Source organism: Archangium lansingense (assembly GCF_026626635.1).
Classification (GTDB): domain Bacteria; phylum Myxococcota; class Myxococcia; order Myxococcales; family Myxococcaceae; genus Archangium; species Archangium lansingense.
In genome coordinates this window covers 5,117,820-5,139,535 of the sequence record NZ_JAPNKA010000001.1, presented here as the reverse complement: position 1 = coordinate 5,139,535, position 21,716 = coordinate 5,117,820, and the positions used below count along the sequence as shown (strand labels likewise).

The following is a 21,716-nucleotide window of genomic DNA, read 5'->3' as shown; positions in this document are numbered from 1 at the left end:
GGACGGGGCAGGCAAGGGAACGACGACCCTCACCCCAGCCCTCTCCCAGAGGGAGAGGGGGCACACACGGGCTCAACCCGGGGCCTTGATACCCTCACCCCAGCCCTCTCCCGGTGGGAGAGGGAGATGTGTCCCCTCGATGACCACCTTCAGGCCGTGGGGCTCGTTGGTCTCGAATGCGAGTGTGAAGCCGATGCGCCGGCTCAGCTCGCGGACGATGGATACGCCCAGCCCACTCCCACGGGGATCCCTCCGCCGAGCCTCCCGCGAGCGGAATGCACGTTCCCCCAGGTGTGCCAGCTCGGCCGGAGTCAGTCCTGGGCCATCGTCGAGCACGGTAAGCCGGAAGCGTCCGGGCGCCACGGTCTCGAGCACGGCCACGACATGGCCCTCGTTGTGCCCATGCGTGATGGCGTTGTGCACCAGGTTGCCGATGGCCTGCTCCATCATCGTGGGGTTGCAGCGCACCCAGACCGGCTCGTCGGGCCGCGCTGCTTCCAGGGAGATGCCCCTCCGCCGAGCCAGCAGCCCCAGCCGCCGGACGACACGCTCGAGGGTCTGTCCAAGCTCGACCTGGGCCTCTCCCGCCAGCGGATCAACTCCCTCGCCGAGCTGGCACGCCAGGCGGAGGTTCTCCACCAACTCCCGGAGGTAGACAGTGTCCTCGAGGCCCTGGACCAGGAGTTCGGGGCGCTGCTCGTCAGGTGCTCCCGAGGCAAGCTCGAGGGAGAGCTGCAACGAGGCGATGGGGGTCTTCAGATCATGGGCCACGTCCGCCAGGTGCCGCTCCAGCGCATGCTTCTGGGCCTCGATGCGCGCCGCGTCTGCCAGCACCCGCTCATGAGTGGCATCGAGCACCCGGGACAGCTCGCCCAGCTCGTCGGGCCCCGCGTCGACCGCGGACACGAAGCCACCGCTCCCGAGCCCACCCGCGGAGCGGTGCAGCTGGCGCAACCGTTGCAGCAGCGGGTGGATGACGACGAAGGTGGACAGCGCCGCCATGGCGGTCGTGATGAGCACGGCGGCCAGGAACAGCCACCGGCTGTTCGAGGCGCGCGCGGAGGAGATGGGCCACCGGTACTCGAGCAGGCTGCAGGGCCCGGCGTCGGCCACCCGGATCAGCATGATCCCGCCCCAGGAGGACTTCCTGTTGAAGAGCGGGAAGTAGAACGAGACGGGTTGCGCCTCCCCTTGGAGCATGCGCGCGAGGAGCTCGGGCGAGGGGCGCCCGCTGGACGTACCCGCTCCGGTCACCCGGGCGAAATCGAACGCCTCCACCTCCACGCCCTCACTCGTCCGGCGGAACCAGCCTTCCGGCGCAGAGCGGCAGGCCTCGCCCTGCTCGCTCATGATGAGCTCGGTGGTCGGCCGCAAGGCAGCCCGAAGCGCGGACTGAGCGCCGAGCATGACGGCCAGATACGTGGCGCCGAGCGTTCCCAGCAGCCCCAGCACGGCCGCCGACACGAGGATGCGCCAGGACAGGCTTCCCCAGAGCTTCAAGCGGAGCCCTCCGGCAGCTCGAAGCGGTAGCCGATGCCCCAGGCCGTCTTGATGCGCGCCCCCGCGGGTCCCAGCTTCTTGCGGATCCGCGCGATGTGCGAGTCCACCGTCCGCTCGTCCCGCTCCTCGTTGGCGGGCAGCGCATGGTTGCCAATCTGCTCCCGCGTGAGGGCCCGGCCTGGGCGCTCGGCGAGGTAGACGAGCACATCCAGCTCGTGGCGCGTGAAGGCAAGGGAGCCCATGCCCTCGCGGCTCACCACCCGCGCATCGAGGTCCAGGCTCACATCATCCCAGCGCAACACGCGCCGGGGGCCCTCGTCCATGAGGTGGAGCCGAGCCCGGATGCGCGCCACCAACTCCTCCATCCAAAAAGGCTTGGCCAGGTAGTCCACCGCACCCAGGCCGAAGGAGCGCAACCGCGCCTCGAGCTCCTGCCGCGCGGTGAGCACGATGACGGGCACGCGCAGTTGCGTCCGCCAGGTCTCGAGCAGCTCGAAGCCATCCACCTCGGGGAGGTTGAGGTCGAGCACCACCAGCACGGGCTTCTCACGCTCCGCCGCCTCGAGCGCGAGCCGCCCGTCGGTCGCGAGCGACACCTCGAAACCCGCGAGCTTCAGCCCGCGGACAATGCCAGAGGCGATGGGGGGGTCGTCCTCGACGACCAGGATGGGACCGCTGCGGAGACTCAAGGTGCGCCTCTCCTCGGACGGGTCAGCATTCCCATCCTAGGGAGAAGCCATGGAGGAAGTGTGGAGCCACCTCTCAAAGAGAGGGCATCACTTCGCGTCGGTGATTCCGAACAACCCACGCACCACTGCGGCGATGGCCAGCGGCGTGCCCACCCGCTCATCGTAATGAGGCGCCAGGGCCTCGGCGAAGGCCTCGGCCGTATCGAACCGATCCTCGGGATTCACCGCGAAGCCGCGGTGGATGACCTCGTCCAGCGGCTCGGGAATCTCCGGGCGGATGAGGCTCGGCGGCAGGTAGTCCCGGTAGACGATCTTCGTGAAGACCTCTTCCGGGGTCGTACCGGTGAAAGGGCGCTGCAACGTCAGCAGCTCGTAGAGGACGACGGTGGCGGCCCACAGGTCCACCGACGGGGCGATGGCGCCCTGCAGCGCCTCGGGCGAGAGGTAGTAGGGCTTACCAAGCACCTCTCCACCCTGGAGCACGCCGTCCACGCGCAGGCGGGCCACGCCGAAGTCACCCAGCTTGATGTCCCCCAGCCGCGAGATGAACAGGTTGGAGGGCGAGATGTCGCAGTGGACGATGCCCAGCGGCTCCCCCTGGGGCCCGACGGCGGAGTGGGCGTAGGCCAGGGCCTCGAGCAGCACGCGGGCCAGGTAGACGGCGAAGTCCAGGGGCAGGTGGATGCCGCGGTGCTTGCAGCGGCGCAGGATGTGGCCCAGGTCCCGGCCGTCCACCAGCTCCATGACGATGAAGTACTCGCCCGCCACCAGCCCGACGTCGAGCACCTGGACGATGTTGGGATGGTCGAGCTGCTTGGTGAGACGGGCCTCGGCGGCGAAGAGGGCGACGGAGGCCGGATCCTTGGTGAGGGCGGGCAGCAGCCGCTTGAGGGCCACCGTCCATCCCTGACGGGGGCCGGAGCGGACACGGGCACGGAAGACCTCGGCCATGCCCCCCTTGCCGAGCTGCGACAGGATTTCGTAATTGCCGAGGACCTTGGGAATCCGCGGCGTGGGAGAGGTGCTCACTCGCTCAGGGTCCCGTCTGTTGCCGCCTTCCGGCAGAGGCCTTGTTGTTCGCGACTGCCTGCTGGATCAGCCCCATGTACGTGGTGAGGGAGGCGGCATCCGAGCCCAGGAGCCGATCCAACTCCTGGTCCTGCGAGCCCTCGGTGATGGCGAAACCGAGCTTCACCGCCTGCCCCAGGTTGGCCAGCGCCTGCTTCTTGTCTCCCAGCCGGCTGTAGGCGCAGGCCAGGTTATAATGAATGCTCGACTCGCGCGGATTGAGCGCCCGCGCCCGGGTCAGGGCGTCGATGGCGTCGGCCGTCTGGCCGCGCATCAACCAGGCGGTCCCCAGCCCGAAGAAGGCCACCCAGTTGCGGTCGTCGTGCGTGATGCTCTGCTCGAACTCAGCCGCCGAGCCGCTCCACTCCTTGGCGCCCAGCAACCGGTTGCCCCGCTCCAAGGCCGCCTTGGCAGCCCCAGCATTGCGCTTCTCCGTACGCAGGCGCGCCACGGCGGACGTCCCATTGCGCACCGGGGCCTGCTCGGACACCGCCTGCGCCGGGTTCAGCACCAGCAGACCGGCCGCCCCCAGCACCGGCGCCAGGCAACCCGCCCGCGGCCGGACATAGGCCGTCAGCGACCGGTCCTCCGGGCTGTAGAGGGCGAGGATGGGCAGGGTGTCCACCGCGGGACAGGAGGCGCCCTGCAGACACAGGGTGAGCTGGCCCACCAGGACGCCGCCCTTGAGCTGGCCCTCCAACACCCGGCTCTGGGGCTTGAAGCGGCACGGGCCGCCGTCGGAGGCGTAGGCCACCAGCCGCTCGTGCTCGGCGCTCAGCTCCACCCGCCCCAACACGTCCGCCTGGTAGCTCCCCTGGGGCACGCTCTGTGCCCTGGCGGCGGCTCCGGGGGCTGCGGCAACGAGGGCCGCGAGGCCGATTGTTCTAGAAACGGACGCCATGAGTGGAAGTGGGAGCACCTCCATCATAGGAGGGGGTCGGCTGCCTTGTAAACGCGCGGCAATGGCTTGACCCATCCTTCCTGCGTTCTTATCATTCCACCAGGCATTCCTGGGTTTCCCCAGGAGTTTCAAGTATTTGCAGTCAGGAGAGATTTGGTAGAAGGGCTGTCCCCTGCGGGGCGCGTGATGCCCAGCAGAAATTCGAACCGATACGTCCATCACGGGGTCCGTTTCGAGCTCCATGAGCAAGCCCTCCCCTCGCGGGATGAGGGAAGCCTACGGAGCCACGACTTCGAACCCCACCTGGCTTTTTAGGGTTCAATGGACGCTAGGCACACGGCCATTCGGCGGGGGACTTTTTTCTTCACTCTTGTCGGGAGCGGGGCAGGTGAGCGAGACGGTGGCGCAAGAGGGGGCAGCTCGGAAAGTGTCGCTGCGCGAGGAGCTGACGGCGCGGCGTAAGGCGATGACGCCGGATCTCATCGACGAGCGCGGGCTGAAGGTGCAGGCCCGATTCCTGGCAACGCCCTATTACCAAAAGGCAAGGACGGTGGCGCTCTACGCCCCCATTCGGGGTGAAGTGCCCACGCGGGACATCCTGATCGCGGCACTGCAGGACGAGAAGATCGTCTGCTATCCGCTGTCCCACGTCCATGGACGTATTCTGTCCTTCCGGGCCATCAAGTCCGAAGCAGAGCTGGAGCCAGGTAGGCTCGGAGTGCGCGAGCCCACCAACTCGGCCGAGCTCATCCCGGTGGACCAGATCGATCTGTTCGTGGTGCCCGGACTGGGCTTCACACGCGATGGCAAGCGGCTGGGCCGGGGCGGCGGCTACTACGACGCCACCCTGAAGGCGGCCTCCGCGCGCAGCCGGCGGGTGGGCCTGGCCTTCAGCGATCAGGTCGTCGACACCATGCCGACCACGAGTGACGATGTGGACATGGACCTCGTCGTCACCGAGGCGGAGACACTGCGCGGGCTCTACCGCGACTGGGATTTCCTGGACACGTGAAAGTACTCTTCATGGGCGACGTCGTGGGCAAGCCGGGTGTCACGGCTGTGCGCACCCTTCTTCCCAAGCTCATCGCCCGCCACTCGGTGGATCTGGTCGTCGCCAACGCGGAAAACAGCGAAGGCGGCGCCGGCATCTCCCCCGAGTCTGCAGAAATGCTGCTCGCCAGTGAGGTCAACCTCCTGACGAGCGGCAACCATTTCTGGACCAAGAAGCAGATCCTCCCCTGGGTGGAGGAGAACCCGCACCTGTTGCTGCGGCCGGCCAACTACCCCAAGGGGGCGCCGGGCCGAGGTCACACGGTCATCCAGACGCCAGACGGACGCAAACTCGGGGTGATCAACCTCGAGGGGCGCGTCTTCATGAAGCCCCTGGACAACCCGTTCGCGATCGCACCGGACCTGGTGGCGGAGCTGCGCAAGCAGACGCCCTGCATCCTGGTGGACATGCACTGCGAGGCCACCAGCGAGAAGAACGCCATGGGCGCGCACCTGGACGGCAAGGTGTCCGCGGTGGTGGGCACCCACACCCACGTGCAGACGGCCGACGAGCGGATTCTGCCCGGAGGCACGGCCTTCATCACCGACGTGGGCATGTGTGGCCCGCTGGACTCCGTCATCGGGGTGAGGAAGGAGCTGTCCGTCGAGCGGTTCGTCACCCTGCGCCACACCCCCTACGAGGTGGCCAAGAATCTGGTCTACCTGCAGGGCGTGGTCATCGACATGGATGACAAGACGGGCAAGGCGCGCAGCATCGAGCGCATCCGCGAGCACCTGCCGGGCACCTGAGGAGCGCTGACGGCGAGCGACGTCCCTTGTCCACCTGCCCGGGTTTTCGGGTAGGTTGCGCGGCGCCATGTCCGAAAACGCGTTGCGCAAGGCGACCCCCCAGGAGCAGTTCGAGGAAGTGACCCGAGGCACCGTGGATATCCAGGTGCCCGAGGAGCTGAAGAAGAAGCTCGAGCGCTCGTATGAGACGGGCAAGCCGCTCATCATCAAGGCGGGCTTCGATCCGAGCCGCCCGGACCTGCACCTGGGTCACTCGCTGCTGCTCACGCGCATGCGGCGCTTCCAGGACTTCGGTCACCAGGTGGTGTTCCTCATCGGTGACTTCACCGCGCTGATTGGCGATCCCTCGGGGAAGAACGTCACGCGCCCCGCCCTCTCCCGCGAGGAGGTGAAGGTCAACGCGAAGACGTACCAGGACCAGGTGTTCAAGGTGCTGGACCAGGCGAAGACGCAGGTGCGCTTCAACTCCGAGTGGTTGGACAAGCTGGGCACGGAGGGGATGATCCGCCTGGCGGCGCGCTACTCGGTGCAGCGCATGCTGGAGCGCGACGACTTCAAGACGCGCTTCCGGGAGAACCGCTCCATCTCCATCCACGAGTTCCTCTACCCGCTGCTGCAGGGCTACGACTCGGTGGCGCTGAAGGCGGACGTGGAGCTGGGCGCGACGGATCAGCTCTTCAACCTGCTGGTGGGCCGGCAGCTCATGAAGGAAGAGGGCATGGAGCCGCAGGTCATCATGACCGGGCCCATCCTCGAGGGCCTGGACGCGAAGATGGTCGACGGGAAGATCGTCGGCGACAAGATGTCCAAGAGCCTGGACAACTACGTGGGCATCAGCGACCCGCCGGAGCAGATCTACGGCAAGCTGATGAGCATCACGGACGATCTGATGTGGCGGTACTACGAGCTGCTGTCGTCGCGGACGCTCAAGGAGCTGGGCGAGCTGAAGCAGAAGGTGGCGAGCGGGGAGCTGCACCCGAAGGCGGCGAAGTCGGGGTTCGCGCAGGAGATGGCCGCGCGCTTCCACGACGCCGAGTCGGCGCAGAAGGCGATGCAGGCGTGGGAGGAGCGCTACTCGCAGAAGAAGATCGTCGCCGAGGATCAGCCGCTGGTAGAGGTGGCGATGGGCGGGACGCCGAAGCTGCCGCTGGCGAAGGCGCTGGCGGAGGCGAAGCTGGTGGCGTCAGTGACGGAGGCGCGCAAGCTGATGGGCCAGGGCGGCGTGCGGGTGAACGGGGAGAAGGCGACGGACCCGAAGCACGAGCTGGAGGCGGGCGAGTACCTGGTGCAGGTGGGCAAGCACAAGTCCGCGCGCATCAAGCTGGCCTGAGTTCCCTGGGGCACCTTCGCTCCAATCGCCTCCCATCGCCCCCAATCACCCCTCTCCCCCCGGGAGAGGGACGGGGTGAGGGTACCTGGGCCCCGGATTCCCACCTTGAAACAATCCGCATCCTGAAGCAAACGGGAGGTCCCCCCAACCGGGTTTTCCTGGAAAGCCCGTCATTAAAAGAGGACCTCCCATGAAGCGTCTTGCCCCCGCCATCGCCGCGCTGGCCTGTGTGCTCGCCTTTGCTGCTCCTGCCCAAGCCCAGCAGGTGGTTCAGCTGCAAGAGAAGGCCCTCAGCACGCGGCTCGCCTCCACGGTCACGACCATCCAGCCTCAGTGCTGGTACTGCACCGCGCTCACCGTGACCGCCTTCGACATCGTCGCGCCCTCCGGCACCGTCTCCCACAACGACGCGGCCTGGGCTGCCATCGACTACCTCGGCGCGCAGCAGTACGACGCTGGCACGGCCATCTCCCAGGCGACCTTCGCCTCGCGCCTGGCCAACTGGAACTATGAGGAGCTGCCGCCGGAGATCCGCACCTACGTCGGCACCTACGGCACCAACTACACCGTCAGCGAGTCCTACTGGGGCTACATGTCCGCTCCGGACTACTGCAACTACGGCCACTTCTACATGCTCGTCTTCAACCAGGCCCGCAAGGTGCTCACCGTCGAGGTGAGCTCCGAGCACGAGTGTTGAGCCGCCTCCTCTCCCTCTGAGAGAAGACCAGGGTGAGGGTATCTTCCGCGGAACAATGCGGACCCTCACCCTGCTCCTGATTGCCCTCTGTACCCTCCCCTTCCGAGCCCACGCCTCGGGCGCCTTCGTCTCCGGCACCCGGCTGGAGGCGGTGGCGGAACCCGAGTCCACGAAGGTCGTCTTCACCGTCGAGCCGGGCGCGGCCTACCCGGTCCTCAAGAAGGGAGGCCCCGGACGCGCGTGGTGCAAGCTGAAGGGGACCACGGGCGAGGGCTGGGTGAAGTGCGACGGCACGGCGGAGCTGCCCGAGCAGCCGCGCATGAGTGGTGAGTTCCTGGCCTCGAAGGACCGGGCCCCCGAGGCCGCCCCGCTGCCGGCCAACATCCCCGAGGCCAAGGGCTGCGCGACCCGCTGCGACAACCCGCCCCTCTTCCGACAGCGCCCCGCGCTCAAGCCCGTGGATCGCGAAGTGCTCGGGATGTGCCCGGCACGTCCGGACGCCTCGGTGAGCCGCGGCGATGTGCAGCGCTTCATGTCCGCGCACTACGACGATCCGCGCATCCAGCGGGCCCTGTCCGCGGCGGGACGCCCGGGCTCGCGCCAAGGAAACATCGAGTGGCTCACCGGCCTCTGGGTGAGCACGGGGCCACGCAACGCCTTCACCCATGTCTTCTGCGGCGACGAGTGGCTGGAGAAGAACATCGGCGGGCTGCACTACCTGCCTCGCTACGCGCAGCTCGAGTCCGAGGGGAAGCTCTGCTTCGACGGCCCAGCCCGCGGTGGCAAGGCGATCCAGGGCTCGCAGTACCTCATCCGCTTCCACGGCGTGGCCCCCTGGTCCTGCGCCGAGAAGAAGCTCGGCGGCTTCACGCAGGCGGAGGATCCAGTCGCCATGGTGGCCGTGGGCACCCGCGCCTTCGCTCGCTGCTGCGCGCGCGATGGCGCCAAGAAGGAGGGCGGCGTGTACTCGGCACCGGACCTCGGCGGCACCGCGTGGCGCATCTGGTGCGGAACGCGCAACGGCACCTACGGCATCGCCACGCTCTACCCCACCAACGAGCGGCCCACCTGCGGCGAGTAACACAGCAACTCCCCACGCACCTGTTGCAACAGCAAGTACCCGGCGCGGAGGCTTGACTTCCGCGCACCTCTGCTGCTCCGGTAACCGGATTACCGGGGGAACACATGCTGGGTTGCAAGAGGAACGCTGATACGCCAACGCTGTGGATCTGGAGCTGCTTGCTGCTGGTGCTGGGGGCCTGCACCCCACCGCCGCCGCCTGGGCCTCGGCTACAGCAGGTATCCATCCAGGGCACCGCACGCGAGGGAGAGACCCTGCTCGCGACCCTGGGAGGTTGGAGCCCGCCGGCGGGGGTCTCGATCGGCCACCAGTGGTCTCGCTGCAATGGACAGGGCCAGGGCTGCAGCGCGATCGCCGGAGCCACGCAGGAGCGCTACGTGGTCACCGCCGAGGACGCGGAGGCCACCCTGAAGGTCTCTGTGCAGGTCACGGGGCAGGGAGCCCCCTACACCGTGGACTCCGCTCCGACCTCCGCCGTGCTCATGCTGGCACCCGTGTCCACGGCGGCCCCGACCATCTCGGGCGACGCAGAGGTGGGCGGCGAGCTGACGGGGACTCCAGGCACCTGGCGCAGCGCGCGCCCGGCGAGCTACGCCTACCAGTGGCTGCGGTGCAACGAGACGGGTGCCGCCTGCGCTCCCGTGGAGGGAGCGACCTCGGCAACGTACACCCTCGTGGAGGCCGACCTGGGCGCCACGCTGCGACTGCGGGTCACGGCGAGCAACGCGGGCGGCTCGGTCAGTGCCGAGTCGCAGCCCACCGCCCTCGTGCAGTCCCTGCCACCCACCAATACCGCACCACCGTCCTTCAGCGGCCTTGCCACGGTGGGGGAGACGCTCACCGGCAGCCCGGGCACCTGGGACGGCAGCCTGCCCATCTCCTACGCCTACCAGTGGCTGCGGTGTGACGCGACGGGCCCTGGCTGCGAGGCCATCCAGGGCGCGACGGACAGCACCTATGTGGTGGCCGTCGCGGACGGTGACAGAACGCTTCGGCTGAGGGTGACGGCGAGCAACACGGCCGGGACCAGCACCGCCGACTCGAGTGCCTCCGCGATCGTACCGCACAGTCCCCCCATCAACACCACACGGCCCGTCATCAGCGGCGCCGCCTTGGTGGGGCAGCCGCTCACCGGCAACCGCGGCATCTGGGACAGCGTCCTGACCGTCTCCTACGCCTACCAGTGGCTGCGGTGTGATGAGACAGGATCCAGCTGCGAGGCCATCGCGGGCGCCACGGGTACCACCTACACGGTGGCCGAGGCGGACAGGGGCAGGACGCTCCTGCTGCGGGTGACGGCGAGCAACACGGCGGGCGCCAATACGGCCGATTCGAATGCCACCTCGCTCGTGCCGCACAGTCCCCCCAGCAACACCGCGCTGCCCACCATCAGCGGCCTCGCCACGGTGGGGGAGACGCTCACCGGCAGCCCCGGCACCTGGAACAGCACCCTGCCCGTCTCCTACACCTACCAGTGGTTGCGGTGTAACGATACGGGCTCCGGCTGCGCGACCATCTCAGGCGCCACGAACAGCACCTATGTGGTGGCCGTCGCGGACGGTGCCAAGACGCTTCGGCTGAGGGTGAAGGCGAGCAACACGGCCGGGACCACCACCGCCGAATCGAGTGCCTCCGCGCTCGTGCCGCACAGTCCCCCCATCAACACCGCACGGCCCACCATCAGCGGCGTCGTCGCGGTGGGGCAGCAGCTCTCCAGCAGTCGCGGCACCTGGAGCAGCGCCCTCACCATCTCCTACGCCTACCAGTGGCTGCGGTGTGATGCGACGGGCTCCAACTGCACGGTCATCGCGGGCGCCACGAGTAGCACCTACCTGGTGGCCGAAGCGGACAGGTCCAGCACGCTCGTGCTGCGGGTGACGGCGAGCAACACGGCGGGCGCCAACACGGCCGAGTCGAATGCCACCCCGCTCGTGCCACCCCCGCCCCCCACCAATACCGCGCTGCCTGAGCTCAACGGTCTCGCCGTCGTGGGGGAGACGCTCACGGGCAGCCCCGGCACCTGGGACAGCGCCGTGCCGCCCTCCTACACCTACCAGTGGCTGCGGTGTAACGAGACGGGCTCCAGCTGCGCGCCCATCTCGGGGGCCACCGCGAGCACCTACGTGCTGGTCGACGCGGACCTGGATACCACCCTGCGCGTACGCGTGACCGCGAGCAACCCAGGCGGCCAGCGGTCCGCCGAGTCCGCGAGATCCTCCGTGATCGCGCCCTGTGCCGCGCTCGGCCAGCAGGGGCCCTTCTTCCCCGCCTCGGCCCGTGGCGTGCCCAGCACCCGGCCCTGGAGCAATCCCTCCGCCGCCCACGCCAACGATGGCGTCTACGCCACCTCGGACGCGCTCGCTCCGAGCGACATCACCGACTCCCTCATCCTGCGCAACTGGGGCTTCTCCATTCCCACGCATGCGCAGATCCTCGGCATCCGCGCCCGGGTGAAGCGCTCGTCCACCTCTGGAGCCGGCGTGGTGGACTACCTGGTCCGGCTGTCGCAGGGCATCTACTTCCTGAGCAACCTCGCCAAACCCAACGTGTGGGGCACGACGGATGAGGTGGTCACCTACGGCGGTCCCACGGAGCTCTGGAAGGGCAACTACTTCGATGAGCCCTGGACGGCCTGGGACGTGAACGATCCGAACTTCGGCATCCAGATCGTCGCCCGGCACTCAGGCAGCGCGGGCTTCGATACGGCTCGCGTGGACTCGGTGGAGCTCACCGTCTTCTACCGGGACTCCACCACCGTCGTGGGCCCCAACAGCCCCTCCGTCGTGGTGGATGACGCCTCCATCGGCACCATCGCCTGGACCAATCCGCAGAACGCGGCGGCGAAGGACGACGTCTACGCCCAGTCCGGAGGCATGGTGAACAACCAGCTCACCCACTACCTCAAGGCCACCGGCTTCAACTTCACCTCGCTGCCAGACCGCACCCCCTCGGGCATCGTCGTGGAGATCCGCAAGAAGGAGTTCTACTCGAACCCCTACAAGGACGAGGTGGTGAAGCTGGTCCAGGGCGGCGCGATCGTGGGAGAGAACCGCCCGGTGTCCATCTACAACGCGGAGCCCAAGTACTCCGTACACGGCCGGCCCACGGATCTGTGGGGGCTGACGCCCACCGCGGCGGACCTGGCGAGCCCGGACTTCGGCGTCGCCCTGGCCTCCCGCTACGCCAGCGTCTCCGGCAATGGACGGGCGCAGATCGATCACCTCCGCATGTGGCTGCTGTATGACCCGGTGGACACCGAGGTGAGCAAGCTGGCGGGAGCCATCACCAACGAGCAGTTCAGCCGGGACTGGGACCTGGTGGACAACGCGCGGCTGGAGGACGGAGCCAAGGCCGCGGTGTACGGCATGGTCTACAACGAGGTGACGAGCACGCTGGAGACAAGCGGGTACGGCTTCACGGTGCCCGCCAATGTGCGCGTGGTGGGAGTTCAGCTCCAGGTGCTGCGCACCGCGCTGTCCGGCAACACCGTGCAGGACTACCGCGTGCGCCTGCGTGGGCCCGCTCAGTCCCTGTCCGCCAATCGGGCCCGCACCGAGACCTGGGGACGCAACCTGGAGCGCATCGCCTACGGGCGGCTCTCGGACCGCTGGGGCATGAACTGGACTCCCGCGGACATCAACGACCCGGCCTTTGGCGTCTCCTTCGAGACGCACTACCCAAGCTCCGGCGGCAATGACTACTCGTACATCGACAGCACGGCGCTGACCGTCTTCTATTGCCCGCAGTAACGGGAAACGGGCTGGCTCACCCTCCGGCGCTGAGCCAGACCCGGCTTGTCTGTGGACACCCTCGGCCCCATCCTGCCGCCATGAGCGACAGGCAGGTCTTCCAGGTCGGCGTGCTCGTGCGGAGCACCGCCGGGCAGATGCAGATCCAACGCCATGCCCGGCACGACGGCGTCCCCCGGATGATCTCGAAGGACGAGGACGAGCTGCTGAAGTACCTCACCCAGGACGGCCAGGCTACCTGACGCCCACCGTGAGCACGGCCCCCTTCGAGTACGCCGTGAACTCGGGCGCGTACATGGATTGGACGGTGGCGGGCCCGACTCGGAAAGTGCCCGCCATGTTCGCCCTCAGCCGGTAACGGAAGGTGTACTCGCCGGCCGGCAGCCACTCGAAGAAGAAGTTCGTCCCCGAGTCCCTCGGCTCCTCGTACCAGATGATTCCCAGGTCGTATCGGTGCCGGGACTCCGTGCTCATCGGCTCCAGTCCCGCTGCTCGCGGGTCCCTCAGGTGCACGTACTCCGCCGCGTGCTTCGTCCGCAGCGACAGCTGCACCTCCACCTCGTCCCCCGACACCACCGGAGTCCCCTCCTCCAACGGCCGGAGCACCGTCTTCGTCCCCACCTGCTCCCGGAGGAAGTAGCGGCGCGACACGTGGAAGAAGTCCCCCCGCTCTTCCTCCGGCAGCCGCTCCGTCGAAAAGTGCCAGGTGGCCGAGGCGAACGCGAGCCCCTTCCCCGTCTTCTCCACCACCACCGTGCTCCCCGTCTCCGGCTTCAACTCCGGCCCCGGCACCACCACCCGGCTCCCCTTCCCCGTGTACACCTCGGAGCAAAGGAGAGCCCCACCGTCCGGCCTCCCGCCGTCACCTTCACGTCCTCACGCACGCCCAGCGTGCCCTCTCGCTCCAGGTACTTCACCAGCGCGTATACCGCCTCCGCCGTGGCCCTCGTGGACTTCCAGTGGCCCAGCTTCCGGTCCAGCAGCAGCCATTGCGCCAACCCGTGCCGCCGCTCGTCCTTCGGGTTCAGCTCCAGCAGCGTGCGCAGCGCGAAGGCGTGGGTCTCCGTGGTGTCGTTGTACCAGAGCCAGCTCCGCTCCTCGGGCGCCCAGTACGTGCCCAGCTCCTCGCTCGTCTTCGCCGAGTCCATCACGCTCTCGAAGACGCGCCGCGCGTCCTGCACCCGCCCCGCCCGCTTCAGCGCCAGCGCCAGGTAGCCCTTCAGATAGGGCGAGTGCTCCCGCCAATGCTCGAAGCTGTAGTCGCGGATGCGCGCACGCTCCTCGGGGGTGAGCGCGTTCCCCGTGTAGCTCGCGTCCGGGAAGCTCGACGCCACGTACTCGAGGAGGGTGAGGAACTCCCAGCAACAGCCCTCCTTCTGCAGCTTCTGTGCGTAGTCCGAACGGAAGTGTTTCGCCAGGTACGCCCACGCCTGAGTCGTCATGCGCCGGTCCATCTCCACCCCGTGCTCGGCCGCACGCGCGAGCCCGTGGAGGATGTAGAGCGTCATGTACGGCGACGGCGGCCCTCCCGGCCACCAGGGGAAGGCCCCGCTCGAGGTCTGCGCCTGGCGCAGCTTCTCCAGCGCCGCCTCGCGCGCGGCCTTCGCCACCTGAGGATCCAACACCTTCACCAGCGTGGACTCCTCGTCCCTCCCGCCCGGGGACTCCTCCAGCCAGGGCGACTCCTCCAGCGACATCTTCCGGTTGGGGTCCCCCGCGTCCCATGGCTCGAAGCGCGTGGGGCGCGTGCTCAGCGACTTCGCCAGCTTCGCCACCTCCGGGTAGCGGCCATACAGGCTGGAGACGATGCCCGTGGACACGAAACGGTTGAGCGTCTGCTCCGTGCACTCGTACGGGTAGTCCACCAGGTACGGCAGCGCCCCCAGCACCGCATGGAAGGGCTGCGCATCCACCGTGACGACGAGCTGCTCGTTGAGCAGGCTTGGATCATCCCCGCGCCGCAGGTCCGCGAACTCCATCTCCTCACGCTCATCACCGCGCAGCGCCACGAAGCGTGACTGCGCCAGGTGCATGCGGCCAGGCAACACCGGTAGCGGGCGCAGCTCTCCATCGCTGAAGTCCCCGGCCTTCGCCGTCACCCGGAAGGCGACCGGCCCCAGCGCCGCCGGTGCCGTCAGCGGAAAGCGCACCGTCGCCCCCTTCCCTGCCTCCACCCGGAAGGGCTGACGCGCCGACTCCACGCCGAAGCGCGACAACAGGCTCGCGTCCGTCTCCGAGTCCACGATGTCCAGCACGAGCGAGCCCTCCAGCGTGGTCTCCCCCGCGTTGTTCACCAGCACCTCCAGCACCGCACGGTCCCCCTCGCGCAGGAAGCGCGGCACGTACGGACGTACCATCAGCTCCTTCACGCTCCGGGCCTCGCGCTGGAGCGAGCCGCCCTTCAAGTCCCTCGTCAGCGCGTGCACCCAGACATTCCACGCCGTCACCGAGTCCGGCACGGTGAACTCCAGCACCGCCGAGCCGTCCTCTCCCGTGAGCAACTGCGGCACCCAGAAGGCCGTCTCCGCGAAGTTGGCGCGCACCGCGCCCGATTGCACCTCGGCATCCCAACCGGCCCCCTCCGAGTGATTGATGCCAAAGGCAGGCTCGCCCCTGGAGAGGCCATCGAGGATGTAGATGGTCTCCCGCCGGTAGTAGCCCGTGGTTGGGACAGCCTCTTCCGCATCCGCTGATCCCAGGCCCGCGAAGAGGAGGAACGCCCCCACCCTCAGCCCCAGCACAATGTCGCGCCGCCCGGGCCCGCCGCCGTATCCGTCCTCGAACACGATCAGATCCCCCTTGGGAGGCTTCCATTCCGGCACTGTTCCGAAGTCCCGGCCGTAGAGCCTCCAGTCGGTGGACCGCCCGATGCTTTCGCTCTGCTCCACCACATATAGCGACCGCTGCGGGTAGAACTGCGTCACGCGCGGGGGCTGGTGGGACGCGAAGACGTCCAACGACCGATCGTACATGTACGCGAGCAGCTCGGCGGCTCCCGCATCCACCTTCTCCCCTCGAGGTCCCTTCACCGTCACCCGCCAGGTCTCCTTCGCTCCCGGACGCAGGCGATCGCGGAAGGTGGAGAACTCCAGGTGCAGTTCCTTGTTATCGAAGGGCACCGTCACCGACTGCGTGAACCGCAGCACCTGATAGTCCCGCACCGCCACCAGCGACAGCGTGAAGCCACCCCGCAGGGACTCGGTAACGGGCAGCTCCAGCACCGCCGGATCCTTTCCTCCGATGAGCCTGTACCGCTGTACGAGCCGCTCGTCCTGGAGGACGTCCAGGAACAACGGCTGGCCCTCGAAGCCGGAGAAGGCCAGCACGCGCGCCACCTCTCCCACCCTGACCGTGGAGCGCTCGACCCGCAACAGTGCCGGCAAAGCGATCGGGGCACGCTCGCCCACCACCAGCACCTCGCGCGAGGTGATGAAGCGCTCGCCCAGTGCGTCCTCCGTCTCATAATGCAGCCGGTAGGCGCCGGGACGCAGCGCGGGCAACGCCACCCTCGCGAGCCCCTGAGCGTCATGTGTCACCGAGCCCCTCTTCAGTTCCTCACCCTCCGCCCACGCCCGGAGCACCTGCTCGTCCGTCTCTCCCCTCTCCCACCGGGTCCGCAGGAGATCCCCTGGCGTGGTCACCCATTCGTCTTCGGCTCCCGGCGGCTCCGGGTCCATCGACGCGGGTAACTCCGAGGGCATCACCGGCTGAGCGGGCTGCTTCAGCGCTACCAGCCGCCACCTTCCCGCTCCAGGCAACGGCACCCCATCGAGATTGGAGCGCGTCAGCCGCACCTCCGCGGGCACTCCCTCTCGGAAGAACCCCCCGTCCATGTCCACACGCCCCTCCACAGCCACCTGACCGAGCCGGAAGGAACGGCTTGCCGAGCGCGTCTCCCCGCCCTCGTCCGTCACGTCCGCCTCCACCCGGTAGCGCCAGGAAGCTTCCCGTGCGGCGCCGGCCCGCGTGTCCGACTCCGGGGTGAAGGTGAGTTGGAATCCGCCGTCCTCGGCCAGGGACGAGGTGCCACTGGCCAGGACCCGCTCCCGGGAGAGCAACTCCCCACGGCGCCACCACGAGGGGAAGACGGGCTCGCGACGGACGCGCCAGCGCACGGTGCCGCGCGTCACGGGGAGCCCGAAGAAGTAGCGCGCCTCGCCCCGGAAGGTGGCCGGACGATCGAGGCGTGGCGTTCCCTCCGAGTCCTTCAGCGTCACCTCGAAGGTGGGCCGCTTGTACTCCTCCACGCGCACGGCCGCGCTGCCCTCTGCGTTCCGCCCCGCGCTGACATCCACGCGCCACCGGCCGAGCCGCTTCCCCGCGGGCAGGAGGAACTCGCCCGCCACCGAGCCGAAGTCGTTGGTCCTCACCTCGCGCTTCTCGACGACGTGGAAGCCCGCATCCACCAGGGACACCGTCAGCCGCTGCCGTGGCAGCGTCCGGTAGCGCGCCTGCTCTTTATTCCCGCGAAAGGCCACCACCTTCCACTGCACCTTCTGAAGTGGGCGATACACGGAACGGTCCGTGTAGACGAGCACCTGCGTCTGCTGCTCCTCTTCATCCAGCGCGGCTCTGCCTCCGAAGGTGTAGAACATGTCCGGATCGAGCAACAGCCGCCGCCCCCGGCCCACGGCGATGAAGGCCTCCACGAGCCCCCGCCCAGGGATGCTCTCGAACACGGCCTCGCCCTGGGCGTCTGTCTTCAGGGACCGCAGCACTCGGTTCACGCGAGCCGACTGCACCATCCGCACCTCCACGCCCGCCACGGGCTGGCCGGTCTCGCCCTCCATCACCCGCACCTCCACCCGTGACCCGGGGCCGTCCCGCCTGACGAAGACCCAGGGCGTCACCGTCATCAGGGTCGCGGCCACGCGGTTGTCCGCCTCCCGGAAATCCTCGTGCGCCGAGGCCAGGATGAGATAGCTGCCCGGCTCCGTCAGCGGCGGCACCACGAAGGTCTGGTGCTCGCGAAAGTCTGGCGTTCCCGGAAGCACTTCACTCCAGGACGCCACGGGCCGCTCGCGCTCGAGGATGCGGCGCAGGGGCCCTTGCTCGTCCTCGTTGTCCTCCGCGAGCCCGTCGTACAGGTTCCCCGTGGCGAGCCGCGACTCCAAGTCGTACGAGTAGGCGCGGAAGTGCAGCCGGGGCACGTTCTGGTGAACCACCAGGAGGGAGCGCTTGCGAGCCCCATCGGAGCGCATGCTCGAGAGCGAGAACTCCGGCGCCTCGAACCGCTTCACCAGCCGGGCGCACCGCTTGCCACCGAGGCTCTCCGGGAAGGCCTCCGCACCCGCCTTCGCCAGGGCATGCGCACGCACCAGCCGATTCGCACTCTGTTCGGTCTCCGCCAGCCACCCCTGCCCCATCGCCCACCACGGTACGTCCCGGTATCCCTCGAGGTGCTCGGCCACGTGACGGCGGATGCGGGCATCATCCTCCTCCGCCTGGAAGGCGTAGAAGAGCATCTGCGCACGATGCAGATGAGCCTCCAGCGCCGCCTCGCGCCGACCCGCCGCGAGGTGCCAGGCCTCCAGGTCGCCCAGCACAGCGGCCAGCTTGCGCAACGGATGCACCGATGGATCGACCAGGTCCACCTGTGGCGTCCCCGTCAGCAGCTCGTCCAGGTCCAGGCGGTACACGGCATCCACCTGTCCCTCGCCCCATTGGTCCTGGTCCGCCAGCAGCTCCACCCAGAAGTAGCTCACCGCGTCGCGCAGCGTGTCGCGGATGCCCGGGGGATAGGTGTTCGGCGCGAGGAAGCCCGCGAGCACGCCCACCTTCTCCGCGCCCAGCCGCTCCCGCTCCTTCCACGCCTCCGCGAGCGCACGCCGGACCTCCGTATAGATCTGCTCCTCCGTCCACAGCTTCAGGTCCACCAACCCACCGGAGACCACCTGCTCGCGCCGCCGCACCTCTCCCCTGTTCTCCCCGACATAGGAGATGAGTGTGCCCGCGTAATGGAGGTTGAGCGCGGTGCGCGGCAGCAGACCGTTGGGCCAGGGCTGCTCCCGGAGGAAACGCACCGACGTCTCGACTTCCCCCTGCCCCATGCGGAGTTGCACCACGAGAAGGAGCGCCCGAGCCCACTCGTCCTCATTCCCGCGCTCGCGGGCTTGTGCCAGCCGCGCCTCGGCGCCCTGAATGGCGGCCTGGAACTTCTCCTCCTTCACCAACGCGTCGATGTCCTCCCACGAGGGCACAGGTGGCTGCGCCCGGGCGACCGGGACAGCAAGCACCAGGGCGAGGAGCGTCAGGAGGGCGGCGAGTGTTCGGGGGCCCGGGAGTGGCGACATGACCATGGCGTAGAGCCTGCTCTGGATGTTGTCGAGATTCTTCGTGAAGCTGTCATTGAGGAGAAACTCGCGCCATGCCCACCCGCCCCATCGGCCCGTACGTCCAAGGCCAGAGGCAACCATCACCCGTCCTTGCCCTGCCGGGTCTGTTCGTTCTCGCGCTGCTGGCAGGGTGCGTCACGGAGACCTCCCTGGGGCTGAGTTCCATCGAGACGGCTCGCCACACCGCCCCCGGCCACTATGCGCAGACCACGGACTCAGCGACGAATGGCTGCCTGCGCAATCCCGCCTGCTACACCACCTCACCGGGCGAAGAGGCCATCATCCCGTGGCTGTCGCGCACCGTGAGCACGGCTCGCAGCGCGTCCACCGTGGCAATGATGCTGGCGGACGCGGAGATCAAACTCGTCGAGAGCCACCTGGTCCGGTGCGCCCGGGAAGCGAATGAGCAGGCCAACAAGGAGGATGAGGAACTTCAGGGGCAGGAACCTACTCGGGAACAGTGCAAGAAAGTGGTCCGCCGGGAAGGGAACCAGGAGGTGACGCGAGCCATGGAGCTCGGCGCCAGGAAGCACAAGCTGGCACTCGACTGCGTTCGGGCTGCGCTCGCGGAAGGCTTCGCGGAATATGTCAGCGTGGAGCCGACCTACCAGAAGGAACCAAACACGGGACAGTGGCAGTGGATCGATCCCAAGCAGGTGATGGAATGGTTGCAGCTCGGGCTGAAAAGCAAGCTCTGGGGAGCACTGGTTCCCGATATCGTCCTTCATGCACCGGGAAATCCGAATCAGGTCCAACGCGTCTACGATCTCAAGTTTCCCTGCCCTCACAACAATGATCCCTCTTGGGGAAGATACGGCCCCGGACAGCCCCATCACCCGAAAAACCAGGGACAGATGTACCAGGAAGCGCTTCGCCTGGAGAAAAAGGATGTCTCCCTCGCCACTCCCACGGGAATCAAATGACGAGTGCTCACTACCCGCGCATCCGTATCGAGAAAATCGCCGGAGCAAGTCACTCCCTGCTCATCCGCGAGAGCGTGAGCATCACCTTCTACATGAAGAGCTCTCATCAAGAGGTAGTGCGGGACGTCATGCGCGCCCTGGAGGTCTACCGCCGTGCGGTAGGGCCGCAATGCCTTGGCTGGTACGCCGACCCGTATAGCGGCGACTGGGATGAGCTCGATGACAAAGGTTGGGCATACATCCAACGGCAGATGCTCGAGGAACCCGCCACCTCGATCTGGCTGCGAGAATTACCCAATGCCACCACAGGGTATGAATTCCTTTATCAAAGCCATCTGCTCGAGGTGTGCGAAACAGACGCGGCGAGTGCGGTGTCATTCCTCCTCCCCACGGAGTACCTGGAGGAGCACGGATCGGACCGGGTACGAGCGTTGGCGCTGGAGTTGGCGGCGGAGCTGCCCTTCAACACCGGCCATGCCGGGCTCTGCTTCAATTTCCCGGAGAGCTTCCTCGGCGTCCTCGATGCCATCCGCGACTTCTCCTTCCGCTACCCCGGCCTGGACATTCCGGGAGTGCTCTTCACCTCATTGGTCATCGGCACCCAGGTCAATGGGGTGCATTGGCTGAACTTCCTGAGCCAGCCCGTGCTGGGGGCGTTGGGGGGCACCGGGAACCTACGCGCCCGCCTTCGTTCTCCCGGCACCTCCGTGCAGGAGCTCGGCGCGGAGCGAGCCGTGGTGACGCTGGGGGAATGGCCGGAGGCTGGAGACATGGAGCAGGGTCACACCCTGCCGGCCTACCGTGAGCTGGCGCACGTTCTGGAGCCATGGCTCCACCTGGGCCACGTCTCCCAGGAGACCCTGCTGCGGTGGGAGCGCCGCTTCCTGGACTGACACTCGCCGCCTCCTCCTTCACGGGGCATACTGCGTCCCATGTGTGGCCGCGTCACCATCCAGACCCCCGCCCTGGCGATCGCCCGTGAGTTCGCCCTCACCGGCGTCCGAACCGCTCTCGAGCGCCCCCGCTACAACCTCGCCCCTACCCAGCTCATGCCCGTGGTCATCAACGACGGCGAGCGCATGCTGGACGCCTACCGCTGGGGCCTCATCCCCTCCTGGGCCAAGGAGGCCTCCATCGGCAGCAAGCTCATCAACGCCCGCGGCGAGACGGTGGCCGAGAAGCCCAGCTTCCGCTCCGCCCTCAAGCGTCGGCGCTGCCTGGTGCTCGTGGACGGCTGGTTCGAATGGAAGCAGAGCACGAAGCCCAAGACGCCCTACTACTTCCACCGCAAGGACGGCCGGCCCATGGCCTTCGCTGGACTCTGGGAAGAGTGGACCGCCCCGGACACCGGCGAGGTGCTGCGCACCTGCACCGTCATCACCACCGGCCCCAGCCAGCTCATGGCACCCATCCATGACCGGATGCCCGTCATCCTCCCCCACGAGGCCCAAGAGCTTTGGCTGCGCCCCGAGCCCCAGGAGTCCTCAGTTCTCCAACCCCTGCTCGTGCCCAACGAGGACGAGCCCCTCGAGGCCTGGGAGGTGGCGCGCGTGGTGAACTCGCCGACGAACGATGTCGCCGCCTGTGTGGAGCGCGTGGCCAGTCAGCCCATGCTCCTGTCCTGACACCCCAACACCGGAGCG

The 21,716-nt window shown here is 67.9% G+C and carries 16 protein-coding genes and 1 other RNA gene; 11 read left to right on the top strand and 6 right to left on the bottom strand.

Annotated features, from left to right (window positions below):
- Nucleotides 1–72 precede the first annotated feature (72 nt).
- The 4 genes from OV287_RS21085 to OV287_RS21070 all read right to left on the bottom strand — a co-directional run bounded on the left by OV287_RS21085 (nucleotide 73) and on the right by OV287_RS21070 (nucleotide 4,158).
- Nucleotides 73–1,500, bottom strand: a complete 1,428-nt coding sequence (locus OV287_RS21085; protein ID WP_267535834.1) for a sensor histidine kinase — start codon at nucleotides 1,498–1,500, stop codon at nucleotides 73–75.
- A complete protein-coding gene (locus OV287_RS21080; RefSeq protein ID WP_267535833.1) occupies nucleotides 1,497–2,189 on the bottom strand; it encodes a response regulator transcription factor in 693 nt (230 codons plus the stop codon). Before OV287_RS21080 ends, OV287_RS21085 begins: the two co-directional genes overlap by 4 nt.
- 87 nt (nucleotides 2,190–2,276) lie before the next feature.
- Nucleotides 2,277–3,218 carry a serine/threonine-protein kinase gene (locus tag OV287_RS21075; RefSeq protein WP_267535832.1) on the bottom strand — a complete coding sequence of 314 codons (942 nt, stop codon included), beginning with the start codon at nucleotides 3,216–3,218 and terminating at the stop codon, nucleotides 2,277–2,279.
- 4 nt (nucleotides 3,219–3,222) lie between these two features.
- A complete protein-coding gene (locus OV287_RS21070; protein ID WP_267535831.1) occupies nucleotides 3,223–4,158 on the bottom strand; it encodes a TPR end-of-group domain-containing protein in 936 nt (311 codons plus the stop codon).
- A gap of 166 nt (nucleotides 4,159–4,324) precedes the next feature.
- Here OV287_RS21070 and ssrS point away from each other — a divergent pair.
- The 8 genes from ssrS (at nucleotide 4,325) to OV287_RS21030 (ending at nucleotide 13,057) form a co-directional block, all read left to right on the top strand.
- Nucleotides 4,325–4,516: non-coding RNA, 6S RNA (gene ssrS / locus OV287_RS21065), on the top strand.
- A 30-nt stretch (nucleotides 4,517–4,546) separates the two neighbouring features.
- Nucleotides 4,547–5,170, top strand: coding sequence for a 5-formyltetrahydrofolate cyclo-ligase (locus OV287_RS21060; protein ID WP_267535830.1), 624 nt, complete (start codon nucleotides 4,547–4,549; stop codon nucleotides 5,168–5,170).
- Complete coding sequence (locus tag OV287_RS21055) at nucleotides 5,167–5,958, top strand: TIGR00282 family metallophosphoesterase (protein ID WP_267535829.1); 792 nt, start codon at nucleotides 5,167–5,169, stop codon at nucleotides 5,956–5,958. Before OV287_RS21060 ends, OV287_RS21055 begins: the two co-directional genes overlap by 4 nt.
- 67 nt (nucleotides 5,959–6,025) lie before the next feature.
- Nucleotides 6,026–7,288 carry a tyrosine--tRNA ligase gene (tyrS, locus tag OV287_RS21050; RefSeq protein ID WP_267535828.1) on the top strand — a complete coding sequence of 421 codons (1,263 nt, stop codon included), beginning with the start codon at nucleotides 6,026–6,028 and terminating at the stop codon, nucleotides 7,286–7,288.
- A gap of 190 nt (nucleotides 7,289–7,478) precedes the next feature.
- The gene (locus OV287_RS21045; RefSeq protein ID WP_267535827.1) at nucleotides 7,479–7,985 is read left to right on the top strand and encodes a hypothetical protein; all 507 of its coding nucleotides are present in this window, start codon (nucleotides 7,479–7,481) and stop codon (nucleotides 7,983–7,985) included.
- A 55-nt stretch (nucleotides 7,986–8,040) separates the two neighbouring features.
- The gene (locus tag OV287_RS21040; RefSeq protein ID WP_267535826.1) at nucleotides 8,041–9,066 is read left to right on the top strand and encodes a hypothetical protein; all 1,026 of its coding nucleotides are present in this window, start codon (nucleotides 8,041–8,043) and stop codon (nucleotides 9,064–9,066) included.
- Between the two features lie 104 nt (nucleotides 9,067–9,170).
- A complete protein-coding gene (locus tag OV287_RS21035; protein WP_267535825.1) occupies nucleotides 9,171–12,815 on the top strand; it encodes a hypothetical protein in 3,645 nt (1,214 codons plus the stop codon).
- 80 nt (nucleotides 12,816–12,895) lie between these two features.
- Complete coding sequence (locus tag OV287_RS21030) at nucleotides 12,896–13,057, top strand: hypothetical protein (protein ID WP_267535824.1); 162 nt, start codon at nucleotides 12,896–12,898, stop codon at nucleotides 13,055–13,057.
- Here OV287_RS21030 and OV287_RS21025 read toward each other — a convergent pair.
- Nucleotides 13,050–13,610: an alpha-2-macroglobulin family protein gene (locus OV287_RS21025; RefSeq protein WP_267535823.1), complete on the bottom strand. Its 561-nt coding sequence runs from the start codon at nucleotides 13,608–13,610 to the stop codon at nucleotides 13,050–13,052. The two genes, OV287_RS21030 and OV287_RS21025, sit on opposite strands and share 8 nt — an antisense overlap.
- Nucleotides 13,589–19,114, bottom strand: a complete 5,526-nt coding sequence (locus OV287_RS21020; protein ID WP_267535822.1) for an alpha-2-macroglobulin family protein — start codon at nucleotides 19,112–19,114, stop codon at nucleotides 13,589–13,591. Before OV287_RS21020 ends, OV287_RS21025 begins: the two co-directional genes overlap by 22 nt.
- 68 nt (nucleotides 19,115–19,182) lie before the next feature.
- Between OV287_RS21020 and OV287_RS21015 the strand changes: the two genes are divergently transcribed.
- Genes OV287_RS21015 through OV287_RS21005 form a run of 3 tightly spaced genes read left to right on the top strand, consistent with a single transcriptional unit; the run spans nucleotide 19,183 to nucleotide 21,698 of the window.
- Nucleotides 19,183–20,073, top strand: a complete 891-nt coding sequence (locus OV287_RS21015; RefSeq protein ID WP_267535821.1) for a hypothetical protein — start codon at nucleotides 19,183–19,185, stop codon at nucleotides 20,071–20,073.
- On the top strand, nucleotides 20,070–20,966 hold the full coding sequence (locus OV287_RS21010) for a type VI immunity family protein (protein WP_267535820.1): 897 nt from the start codon (nucleotides 20,070–20,072) through the stop codon (nucleotides 20,964–20,966). The genes OV287_RS21015 and OV287_RS21010 overlap by 4 nt, the downstream gene beginning before the upstream one ends.
- Before the next feature lie 39 nt (nucleotides 20,967–21,005).
- Nucleotides 21,006–21,698 (top strand): SOS response-associated peptidase, encoded by a 693-nt coding sequence (locus OV287_RS21005; RefSeq protein WP_267535819.1) that lies wholly within the window; start codon nucleotides 21,006–21,008, stop codon nucleotides 21,696–21,698.
- Nucleotides 21,699–21,716 lie beyond the last annotated feature (18 nt).